The organism is Sphingobacterium sp. UBA7253 (assembly GCF_002472745.1).
Classification (GTDB): domain Bacteria; phylum Bacteroidota; class Bacteroidia; order Sphingobacteriales; family Sphingobacteriaceae; genus Sphingobacterium; species Sphingobacterium siyangense.
This window is the reverse complement of the sequence record NZ_DKSP01000249.1, coordinates 43,225-55,709: the sequence shown is the minus strand read 5'-3', so window position 1 is coordinate 55,709 and position 12,485 is coordinate 43,225. Positions and strand designations below refer to the sequence as shown.

Annotated in this window: 5 protein-coding genes; 4 read left to right on the top strand and 1 reads right to left on the bottom strand. The window is 40.0% G+C overall.

Annotation, left to right across the window (positions count from 1 at the left end):
- Positions 1-65: 65 nt before the first annotated feature.
- Positions 66-3,239: an AsmA-like C-terminal region-containing protein gene (locus B2X72_RS26255; RefSeq protein WP_286852148.1), complete on the bottom strand. Its 3,174-nt coding sequence runs from the start codon at positions 3,237-3,239 to the stop codon at positions 66-68.
- A gap of 161 nt (positions 3,240-3,400) precedes the next feature.
- On the opposite strand from B2X72_RS26255, the gene B2X72_RS26250 reads away from it, so the two are divergent.
- The 4 genes from B2X72_RS26250 (at position 3,401) to B2X72_RS26235 (ending at position 12,447) form a co-directional block, all read left to right on the top strand.
- Positions 3,401-4,762 (top strand): sensor histidine kinase, encoded by a 1,362-nt coding sequence (locus B2X72_RS26250; protein WP_286852161.1) that lies wholly within the window; start codon positions 3,401-3,403, stop codon positions 4,760-4,762.
- 382 nt (positions 4,763-5,144) lie between these two features.
- Complete coding sequence (locus B2X72_RS26245) at positions 5,145-7,748, top strand: zinc-dependent metalloprotease (protein WP_232475683.1); 2,604 nt, start codon at positions 5,145-5,147, stop codon at positions 7,746-7,748.
- Positions 7,749-7,767: 19 nt separating this feature from the next.
- On the top strand, positions 7,768-11,106 hold the full coding sequence (locus B2X72_RS26240; RefSeq protein ID WP_204990960.1) for a SusC/RagA family TonB-linked outer membrane protein: 3,339 nt from the start codon (positions 7,768-7,770) through the stop codon (positions 11,104-11,106).
- 21 nt (positions 11,107-11,127) lie between these two features.
- Positions 11,128-12,447, top strand: a complete 1,320-nt coding sequence (locus B2X72_RS26235; RefSeq protein WP_088160372.1) for a RagB/SusD family nutrient uptake outer membrane protein — start codon at positions 11,128-11,130, stop codon at positions 12,445-12,447.
- The last annotated feature ends 38 nt before the right edge of the window (positions 12,448-12,485 follow it).

Here is a 12,485-nt window from a genome sequence, read left to right as displayed (position 1 = left end):
AACTTAATAACGTTTTTAATTCAGCACTATTGTGTCGACTGAATTTACTAAAACTAATTACGCGTTTACTTAGCCTGTGTTTCTTGCACTTTTTGAGATTCTTTATATACTTTACTGTCCTCGTCATCCATGTCCATGTCGAGATCCTCTTCTTTGTATTTTCCCATTTTTAAATGAAAGTTATCTGGAGTGCCCGTAATTCGCATAGGTATCCCAAAGATTCCAAAAGGAGGTAAGCCCAGTCTAAAACCCAGGTTCATCCGTCCGTCTAAGGTTACTTGGCCTTCAAAGCGAGGCCTGAATCCCATCATTTTCATTTTCGTGCGTTCGATGGTCATCACATTATTTTTGATATGGGATTTAATAACAACTTTTTTTACTTCGCCATCCTTCAATTTTTCTTTGGAAGTAGATTGACTAATTCCATTGAGTAGTTTGAAGCCTCTGAACTTAATCTGATTTAGCGTTAAGGATCCCTCGCCGACGATAGAAGGCATTACTGGTTGCATATTGCCATTCAATAGGCCACCCAATTTGTAATCCAATGAAACAAGACCATAAGCATTTTTGGCAGAGCTAACCATTTCCCTGAACATCGGTATCTCTTTGTAAGCGCGTTGAATATCAAAGCTGTCGGCTTTCACCGCATAATCAAAACTTGCTCTACGTGGATTTATGGGACGATAACTTCCGTTCATATCTACTTTCAGTCCCGCAAGTTCAAAGTTTGTCTTATTAAGTGTCATCTTACCTTCTTTTACCTGTAGGTCTCCTTTGAAATCTTTGATATTCATTTTGTTATATGATATGGCGTTGACAAGCCCTAAGACCTGAACGTCCAAATTTTTGGGGAGAAGAACCACACCGCTTTCGGACGTGCCTGTAGCTGTCGAGGAAGATGGTGATCCGAAAACCATGAAATCATCCACATTGATTTTCTTGCTGCTGAGTGTAAATTGACCTTTTAACGGTGCTTGACTACTTGTTGCATAATTAATAATATTGTTGAGATATCCTTTGATGGAAATATCATTCTTAGCATAGGCAACCAGGAATTTATCGAAATTCATTTTCTCCTGATTAAAACTGAAGTTCCCACTTCGAATTGCAATAGGCTGTGGAAGCATGTCGGACTGAACCTGGATATTTCCAATACTTAACCGACCGCTATTTTGAAGTCGGTTATAATGACCATTGGTGGCATCGCTCTGTAAGCCTTTTAAACTGAAATCTGTATAGATAAAGCCATCGACATTGGTACCATCCAATGCAAAGAGTTTATAAATAGGGCCGAGATTGAGCTTACCCTTGGACTGTATGTTGTATTTGATGTTATTGAAGTTCTTGAGGTCTGCATTCAAGAAAAAAGGTTCACCCGCAAATGTAAACGATACCGGTAGGATTTTGACATTCAGATCTCGAAGTGAACCTTTTTCGCTATTGACAAAAGCTTCGACCTGAATATTTTCCATCGGGATAGGATAATCATTTGACTTGATCAATCCATTCTTCATCACGATGGACGTATTGGTTTCGGGAAAAATGTTTCGTTTGAGATCTACATAACCTTTTGCTATGAGGTTGACATCCACCAATCCGGCCAATTCGACTTGTTTAATTGGATAGAATTTTTTGATATCTGCTAAATTAAATGATGCCTTTAAATCGGAATTGACTGCAATTTTATTAAAATCCGTTATTGAAATAAATCCTTTTATATAATTGTTAAGTGCTTGAACAGAAATATCATGTATTGCTATTGATGCACTTTTTAACTGGCCATCGGGATCCTTTGCTTCCAGACGATAGGCAATTTTGTCCAATCCCTGTGGGAGCTTAGCCAATTTGAATTTACCATCTACGAGTGTATTTTTGATATCAAAAGTAGGAATGGATGCGACGTATTCCTGTTCGCGTTTTTGGAGCCCTACCTGACGAATAGCTTTGGCGTATGTGCCGTCGATTTTCGCGTCAAGATTCCACTTTCCACCGAAAGAAAAATCGGGAAACTGTAGCGAGGCATGGAGTTTATCGAGATTAAGATCACTTTTTATGTTGGCATGCACGGTTACAGGGTGTAAACCTGCAATGTTGCCCTGTGCATTGAAATAGCCTGAAGCAACTTTAAAGTCAAATTGTTTAAGATCAATTTGTAGTGAGTCTGGATTCAGTGCCGGCAAGTCTATCCGTAATTTTGCATTCCAGTCTGTTAGCGGATTGGTGGATTGTTTATACGCGAGAAAGCCATTGTTGACCATGAGCCCAAGTGAAAGATTAGGCATTTTGTTGTTGTCGACAATATAATCACTTTCTAGATTAACAAAAACCTCAGATGTACCTTTCACGGAGAGGTCCTTGATCCAAGAAGCGTAGTTATTTGGGACTAATGAAAGTAATTCGGCCAAGGTACTTTCCTGTGATTTTAATTTAAAATCTAGGTGATAACCATGGGAAATAAAAGACAACAATCCACGGAAACGAACTGGTAATTGATTTATTTTAATATCATTTCGTTCGAATACGAAGGATAACGTATTGGTATTGATCCGTGTTAGCAAATTGGCATCGATCGACTTTTTGTCCACATATAATTCATTGTCAAAGGAAAATGAAAAGGATGCAATTTTTGCACGTGTGTTCAAGTCAAAAATATTTGACATCAGATCTCCCTTACCCTCATATTCGAGATCTTTTGCCTCTATCTGAAGCGGAATGGAGCGGTCTTCATAATGGAGATTTGTTTTTTCAAGTTTAATTAATTGAAAAGCCAAAGCGCTACTTTCTGCATTATCTTGTGTTTTTGTTGAATCTGACGGGGTGGATTTATAAATAGAATAATTGGCATTTCCCAAAGAATCAACCAAGATGTTGATCTTTCCGTTGTTCACGATAAACTTGTCGATGACAATTTTAGATTTGAGGAGACTCATAAGGTCCACGCCAAAACTGACTTTTTTCGCGGCAAGCAGCGTATCGTTTTTAAAAGGCTCGGCCCCTTTTAGTAAGACATCATCCATCGATGCAGTAAGCAAAGGGAATTGATCAAAGAAGGTTAATCTTACTTTTGAATAATTTAACTCACCAGTAATATGCTCGTTTACGAGTGATTTGACCTTGCTATTTACTTCATTTTCGAATATATAGGGAATAGATAATATGCTGATAACGAGTAGTACGACGATGCTTGTAAAAACGATAGCGATACGTTTCACAACTTTTATAAATGTTGCTTTTGACACTTTGTAATTTTTTGTGGTTACAAAAATCAGAAAATTATTATTAATCTTTATTAAATGCCCCATTTATTTTGGTTAGCTCTTGGAATATGTCGTGTTTCATTGACAAAAGGCTGGGTTAGAGCTTTCTTATGAACTTGTTTGCTAAAGCTTTGAAAATTTTGATGTATTTTTGCGCCGTGAAATTTCGATTTAAAAATGCCGAACAGAAAAATAGTATTATCCTAATTGTCTGTTTGTTGTTGCTGCTGCTGGTAGGAGGGGGATTGCTCGGTGTTATCCATCATAAAGTTGATCGTCTTAAGAAAAGAATATTGATCGATTTTGCGGATGAGAATATGTTTCTTGTCAAAAAGCAATTGGAATTGCTACAGCAGGATCTGTACCTTTCTGAGAAAAAAATATTGGAACAACCCACGTTTGATCCAAAGGAAAGTGGTGATTCCTTATTGGTCATTATCCCGGTAGGCCAACCTGATTATATAAGCCATAGGATGCTAACATTGTTACGGACACGAACAATAAATCATCGGCTATATCATATCTATATGGATATCGAAAGGCTGAATGCTTATTTTTCGAAGCTCAATTTCGGAAGGCGGGCTTATTTTGAGATCTATGATGACCGCGGCATCTGTGTATATTCTCCAGATAATCGAAAATGGGGAAAGAGAAATACTGCCGCTGTGTCAAAACAGGGGCAAATTGTCCAGTCAGATTTTCTGCAGCTGGACGTGATGGTTAATTCCTATCCCTGTAACATTCTGTTTGTTGGTGGTGAAATCAAGGTGTATGTTCTCTTGTTGAGTATCGAAGAAGAAATCCAGGAATTGTTGACCTATAGTATCTTGCTCGGTGTGGGGTTAATGTTGGTGGCGATGGTATTGATCTATTTCAATGTTATGGAGCGACGCAAGATTCAACAATTGAAATTGCTTGCTTTGAAGCAGAAAAATGAATATACACAGATGCGTCTAGTACAATTGCGACAACAGATCAATCCACATTTTCTATTCAATACATTTGGGTCGCTTCAGTACCTGATCGGAAAAGACGATGAACTGGCCAAGTCTTTTATTGGAAAGATGACCAAGGTTTATCGTAAAATGTTGCGTACAGATGAGGCAGAATGGTCTACGCTAAGGGAGGAACTGGAATTGGCCAAAGCCTATTTCTTTTTGCAGCAGGTGCGGTTCGGCGCGGCATTGCAGGATATGGATATAAATATTCCAAGAGAATTATTAGAACAGAAAATTCCACGTTTGGGTTTGCAAATGCTGATCGAGAATGCGATAAAGCATACACGCATTTCGAAAGAGAATCCGCTTACTATTCATTTAATCTATATACCCGAAACCAACCTGCTGGAGGTTAGCAACAACTGGCAGCCCAGACAGGGGGCAGAGCTTGAAGGTGAGGGGTACGGGCTCAAATATTTGTCATCCATCTATAATTACTATGCCATGGCAGGTTTTCATTTCGGGTTAGAGTCGGGGCAATTTATTGTGCGATTACCACTCGCATAATGCTGTATATGAATAATGAAATTGGAGGTGTCTGCGTATTCATGTTTTTATAGTGCGTGTTCATCATTCTGAACTACGTGTTCATCCCTTTATGTATTATTCTGTACAATATTTTTAACAAATTTGGCTCTTAATCCAGCGGTTTTAGTTTGTGATTAGCCTAATCTTATCCCATAAAATGCCAAGGTCTTTATAAAGTGCAACTTATGATTGACCTCCATGGAATAGATGCAATTACTTTCTGATACAAAATCCGAAGCTAAAACAGGCTTAGGATCAATAATGGATTTTCGGTTGATGTTACGTCGTCACCAGTGAAAAACAAATAGAATGCCACGAGCTCATTTATGCCTTTGAAAGCGAGCTCAAAAATAATTATTTGATGAAAAACACTTATACTAAGCTAGCCATTGGTCTTTTATTTTCGGCGGGTCTAATGCAATCTTGTTCTATATTGCAAACCGTAGGTTTAAGAAAAAAAGAGACGGTTACTTCTGCCAAAGATTCTACGGCAAAGAAAGATTCTACAGCTGCATACGACAAATTGTTGAAAGATGCGCGTGTGGATAGTGGAATGTTTACTGTGATCCGTAAAGAAAACAACTACTACTTTGAAATTCCATTGAAAAAGATGGGGCAAGATATATTGTTGATCCAAAAGCTATCTTCTGTACCGTTGGCCTTGAATGAGGCTGGGGTAAACAAAGGGATGAATTATGAAAATAAGGTCATTCGTTTTACCCATCGTAAAGAGAAAAAAGAAGTGTGGGTTTCGGAGATTAAACCGCAGGTCGAAGTACCTAAGGGTGACGCAATAGCCGCTTCGGTATATGATAATTATCGCCCTTCTTATATTGAATCGTTTAAGATTGAAAGCTATTCAAAGGATTCAAGTGCCGTGGTGATCAAAGTCAATAAAGTATTTGACGGTTCAGAAAAAAGCTTTACGGATGTGTTTACGTCTTTGGGTTTGGGAACTTCACCTAAAACGAGTATATCTACCGTTGAAGACATTAAATCCTATGCGAATAATATCGTTGTGAAGTCTGTATTCTCTACCAAGGTCACTGAAGGTGATGAATCTGTACCGGTTTCTTTAGAAATTACAAGTAATCTTTACGAACTGCCTGAAAATCCTATGGTTGCGCGGTTTGCAGATCCAAGAGTAGGTTTCTTTACTTCACCACGTTGGTATTTTAATGATAAACAACAGGAACTGGATAAGAAAAATCTGGTCAATCGCTGGCGCTTAGAGCCGCGTGACGAAGATAAAGCGCGGTATCTGAAAGGGGAGTTGGTCGAACCAAAGAAACCGATTGTCTTTTATTTAGATCCGGCGACACCAAAACAGTGGCGACAAGCGATCATCGATGGAGTTCATGATTGGCAGGTTGCCTTTGAAGCTGCTGGTTTCAAAAATGCAATTCTGGCCAAACAACAGCCGGATAGTGTCAAATTTGATCCCGATGATGCCAATGTATCCTCGATCGTTTACGCAGCATCTGCTCAGGCTAATGCCATGGGACCTTCTGTGGTCGATCCGCGCTCGGGGGAGATCCTTGAAGCCGATGTGATCTGGTGGCACAACGTCATGACGATTTTAAATAGCTGGATGCGTATACAAACAGGTATAGTAGATACATCGGTACGATCCAATGTGTTTTCGGATGAAAAAATGGCACATGCCATTCGCTTTGTTTCTTCCCATGAAATTGGGCATACCTTGGGTCTTATGCATAACATGGGCTCCTCGGCAAGTTTTCCTGTTGATTCATTGCGTAGTAAAAGCTTCACCGCTAAAATGGGGGGGACTGCTCCTTCAATTATGGATTACGCTCGTTTCAATTATGTGGCACAACCCGAAGATGGTGTGGAACAGATCACTCCCGTGATCGGTGCTTACGACAAGTATGCCATTGGCTGGGCTTACCGTTGGTATGGCAAAACGCAACCTTGGGATGAAATTCCTTTGCTGAGAAAGGAAATTGACAGCCATGTACATGATCCTATTTACCATTACGGTGAACAGCAAGATTCTAAAAATATCGTTGATCCGCGGGCTCAATCGGAAGATCTTGGTGACGACGCGATGAAAGCTGGTGAATATGGCATGCGGAATCTGCGTCGTATGATGCCTAATATTATCAACTGGACCACTAATGTAGGTGATGATTACTACCGTGCCGGTAAATTATATATGGGTGTAGTCGGACAATGGTATGCGTATGCTGACCATGTCTTAAATAATATCGGGGGAATATACCTGGAAAATGCTGTTTTGGGCGATCAAAAAGATGCCTATAGTCCAGTACCAACAGACAAACAAGTACGTGCTTTGGAATACCTCAAGAAGAATGTCTTTTACATGCCCGAGTGGTTGTTCGTCCCAGAGCTGATGGCAAAAACTTTTCCATTGAAAGATTCTCCAATAGGACCATTTGAGTATGCTCCTTATAACTTACAACGTGAATTTCAGTATGCCATGTTGTATAAACTGGTCAATGATGAACGTTTGCTGCGTATGGTTGAGATGGAAAATCTTTTTGGAAGTAGAAAAGCATGGAGTGCACCTGAGTTTCTAACTTCTGTACGTCAGACGATCTTTGCTAAAACCATCAGTGGACAATCGTTGGACCTTAAAACACGGATGCTACAACAAAACTATGTGGATGTTCTGATGGTATCTACAAACAAATCCATGGAGAAATTAAATGCGAAGAAGCTGGCAGGCATTGAGCAGCTAGTTGAAGCGATACAACCTGATCTATGTTTACATCCACAACATGCATCCTCTTCACAAACGGGACTTCGGAATGTACATGTCACTGGTATGATACGCACTTCCGATATGTTGACCTATAAACGTGCTGAACTATATGAGATCTACCAGTTGTTGAAGCAAAAGCAGCGGACAGGTGACGCGACTACAAAATCGCATTACATGGATCTTTTACTACGTATTGCAAATACCTTAGAATTAAACTAATATATTAACATCTACCAAAATGAATAAGTTTTTAATACCGTTGACCTTCATGTGTGTGCACGTTGCGCATGCGCAGGAATCCAGGGAACTGAAAGGAAAGGTTTTGGATGCGGTCACGTTAAAACCGGTCGTGGGGGCGACGGTTGTCGTTGAAAGTTCGGCAGTAGCAGAAGATATCGGTGTACCTAATCAGGTGCAGCAGTCGGCATTGGGTTCATTGACCGATGCGGCTGGTGAATTTCGCTTAAAAGTGCCTAGTAATTTAAAGTATGTAACGATTAGCTATGTCGGGTACCAGCGTATTCAGGTGCCGGTATTTCAGGATCATAAGACAATCTTGCTTCAGCCAAGTGGTGAGTCCTTGGATGAAGTGATCGTAACAGGTTATACGGATATCAAAAAACGTAAGAATACGACGGCTTACAATAAAATCAATGTAGCGGACATCAAACAGACGGGGGTTGCATCGATCGATGAAATGCTTGCTGGTCAGGTGGCAGGTTTGCAGTTGAGCAATTTTAATGGCGGCCCCAATAGTGCTCCACAGATCCGTATTCGTGGTACTGTATCACTCAATGGCACACAAGATCCCTTATGGGTGATTGACGGACTGCCGATTGAAGGTACGGCAATGCCAAACCGAATAGAGAAAGATGATCTTAATAGCTTGACAAATCTTCCTATTGCAGGCATCAATCCCGATGATATCGCCGATATTACCGTTTTAAAAGATGCTGCGGCGACTTCAATTTATGGTGCCCGGGCCGCAAATGGGGTCATTGTGATTACCACAAAAAGAGGTAAATCTGGTCCCGCAAAATTGCAGGTGTCAGCAAATACCTTTGTGACGCAACGTCCGGATTTCGGTAAACTCAATCTGATGGATGCTAATGAAAAAGTGAATTTTGAGTTATTGATGGCCAATCGTACGGATCTCAATTATCGTACGGATAAGGGCGCTGTTATGCGGATACTAAATAAAGCAAATGCATTGGATGCTTATCGCACCGGTGGTTTAGCAGCTTTGTCACCGGAAGTACAGCAGTCGATCAGTCAATTGCGCACGCAACAAACGAATTGGGGGAATGAATTATACCGTCAGGCGGTCAATCAACAGTATTCCGCGTCTATTTCAGGCGGTAATGATGGGCATCGCTATTATTTGTCAACAGGTTTGTACGATGAAAAAGGTGCTACAAAAGCGGTAGATCTTCGTCGTTATTCATTGACATTAAATAACGATTTTACAATCAACGATCGGTTTAAAGCTGGTATTAATATATTAGGATCAGTTTCGAATAGACAAAATCCGATTCAGGATCGTGATGCTTTCACGAACCCAAGTTATTATGTGCGTTCGGTTAATCCATATCTTTCAGTTTATGATCAATCTGGGAAATTTAACTATGATCCAGATATCGAGGGCTTTGAAAGAGATACTTATATCCCATTTAACGCAATTGAAGAGCGCGATAATACCAAATACACGTTAACAAATAAAGCACTGAAAGCAATCAGTTATTTGGAATACGCTATTTTACCACAGTTATCCCTGAGAACAGAGCTTGGTTTGCAATTTGATGAAAATAAAACTGAAAAATTTGCAGATCAGGAAAGTTATAACACCCGAAAATTGCGTGCTGCGACCCGCTACTACGATGCCGCCAGCAAGATAAATAAGTATTTTTTGCCTACTGGTGGGACAATAGAAAATTCCAATAATAGCGTTTTCCAATACAATTGGAAAACTTATTTAAAGTACAACAAAACCTGGAACGATCGCCATGAGCTGGAATTGATGGGAGGAACGGAACTGAGACGGAGCAAGAGTGAAATCGTAACAACGAAGGGATTCGGGTACAATCCGGCAACATTGACGACGCAAACACTTGTTTTTCCAAATAGCAACTACCAAAATGACTCAAGGTTTGTACAGTATAAAAAAGGATTTGTAGAAAGCTCATATGCCTCGTTCTATGGGAATGCGACCTATACTTTTGATCGGAAATACAATGTATATGCAAGTATTCGACAAGATGGTTCTAATATGTTTGGTGTTGATCCCAAATATCGTTTTCTACCGATTTGGTCTGTTTCGGGATCATGGAATGTGCTAGAGGAAGAGTTTATTAAAGGAAAAACCGCTTTGTCTGATCTCCGAGTGCGCGCGTCTTACGGTACGCAAGGAAATATTGATCGCAATACTTATCCTTTTATTGTTGGTTTTTATAATAACATTACCATGTTGCCAGGAAATAATGAAGGAACTGTATTTGTTGAGATGCCTGCTAATGATAAACTTCGCTGGGAAAAGACCCAATCTTATAATGCTGGGATTGATTTAGGCCTATGGAAAAACAGATTAAATATTACGGTTGATTATTATAACAGAAAGAGTACCGACTTAATCGATTATAGTGCAATACCTTTGGAAAACGGTTTCCAAAACGTAAAAGTTAATTGGGCCTCAGCAAGAAACCAAGGCGTGGAATTGACGATATCAAGCCGTCAGATCCAAACGGATAAATTCTCCTGGTCAACGGACTTTAATATTGCACACAATAGTAATAAATTATTAAAAGTACTCGCTGATCCAAAAGCCTATGCGCTTGAAACACAGGAAGGGCGTCCAATTAATGGCCTATACGTATTGGAAACGGCTGGTTTGGATAAAGATGGGGTGATGCAGTTCAGAAATCAGGATGGATCCGTTTCGAGCTTTGAACAGTTTTTTGGATTATATGATCCATGGGCGGAGTTTTTGCCAGGTTATATTTCGCAAACCGATATGACCGCTGCAGAATACCGTTCTAAATTTAAATACAAGGGTAGTAAAGATCCGAAGTTTATCGGCGGAATGACCAACCGTTTCCGTTATGCTAATTTTGATCTCGCAATTTCTGCTGTGTTTAATTTGGAGCGTTGGGTAAGCCGTACACCGACTTATAATCCGGCTCTGGTAGACCGTGGTCAGAATTATACAACAGATCTTTTGAAGGCACTGCAAGAGGGTGGTAATATGCCTGCTTTGGGAAGCATAAGTTCTGAATTCAATGATCGCTGGATGGCCTATGCTTGGTTGGAAAGCAATGATCCAATTAAATCATTCAATCTCTATGATATCTGGGCAAAGAAAATGAGCTATGTCCGCATCAATAGCATTCGTTTAGGTTATACACTCCCTGCTGCATTAAGTAAAAAAATTGGTACAAGCAATTTACGCGTGAATGTAGAAGGACGTAACCTATTTGTCTTTGGAGCAAATTATGACGGATATTTTGATCCTGAAACTTACGGTAATTATTATGCACAACCGATCAGCAAGTCTTTTGCCTTCGGTCTGTCAGCGAGTTTTTAATTCTTTTAATTGATTTATAACATGAAAAAGATAGTTTATTTTGGAATGATCATGGCAGCCAGTGCATTGAATTCCTGCGATAAATATTTAGATATAAAACCGGTAGGGACGGTTATCCCTACTTCGGAAAGTGATTTTAGAGGTTTAATGACAAGCAGTTATGCAAACTTTCCTGCACATAAGTCCTATTTGTCCTTGCGGACAGATGAGCTATTGTTGGATGAAAGTTCGACTGATGCCGCTAGAACCAAAGATATTTATCTTTGGAACGATCAAAATCCTGATCCGACAACAATTGCTTATCCCTATCTGACATTTTATAGTAGTATTTTTTATACCAATCAGGTCATTAGTACAATCGATGAAAAGTTGGCTAGCAATGCAGCAGTGGACCAAATCAAAGGAGAAGCTTATCTGATGCGTGCTTATGCTCATTTTGAGTTATTAAATCTCTACAGCGAGGTCTATTCGGCGAGTAATGCAGGGCTTCGGGGCGTTCCTTTATCGACAAAGATTGACCTGGAACAACGTTTTGTACCTGTGACCATTGGAGAGTCTTATGCGCAGATCCTGGCTGATATGGGAAAAGGGACAGCTTTACTGACTGTGGATGATCAGGCAAAAGGTGTTAATTATCGCTTTAGCAAACGCGCTGCTTTTGCCATGGCCTCACGCGTTCATTTATATCGCGGTGAGTGGCAAGAAGCAATTGATGCCGCTAAAAAAGCTTTGGTTATAAATGACAAATTGGTTGATCTCAATGCTGCTGGAAGCCTACTTCCGAATGATTTTGAATCAGCGGAGATGATTATGGCTTTGGAAAAAGTATCTGTTCCTGGAGTACGTACAAGTTCCTTTATTTCACCGGCCTTGTTAGACAGTTATTCTGCAGGCGATTTGAGAAAAGGTCGTTACTTCCAAAAAAGTGGGGGCGATTATGTATCCCTCAAAGGTGGGGACAACCGTTTTAATGTGAGTTTTAGAAATGCTGATCTTTATTTGACGTTGGCCGAATGTTATGTTCGTCTGGGAAATACAGCAGAAGCATTAAAATATCTGTCTGCTTTAAAGAAAAACAGATTTACCGCAGATGCCTATGCCAAAGAAACTAAGGCTGACGCAGGTTTGTCAAAGGAGCAATTGCTAGATGCGGTTCTGCTGGAACGCAAGCGTGAACTGGCGCTAGAGGGATTACGGTGGTATGATCTAAAACGGACGACAAGACCGGCGATCACACACAGTAGTTTCGGCAGAACGGTAACACTGCAGCAGAACGATCCTCGTTATGTGATACGTTATCCACAGGAAGCAATCAATAATAATCCCGATCTGTTGAAATAATCTATTTTTTTAAATCCTATATATATTAATCCATTTTC

Coding starts and splice junctions, on each gene's coding strand:
- B2X72_RS26250 (WP_286852161.1), top strand. CDS start 3,401: ATGTATTTTTGCGCCGTGAAATTTCGATTTAAAAATGCCGAACAGAAA.
- B2X72_RS26245 (WP_232475683.1), top strand. CDS start 5,145: ATGAAAAACACTTATACTAAGCTAGCCATTGGTCTTTTATTTTCGGCG.
- B2X72_RS26240 (WP_204990960.1), top strand. CDS start 7,768: ATGAATAAGTTTTTAATACCGTTGACCTTCATGTGTGTGCACGTTGCG.
- B2X72_RS26235 (WP_088160372.1), top strand. CDS start 11,128: ATGAAAAAGATAGTTTATTTTGGAATGATCATGGCAGCCAGTGCATTG.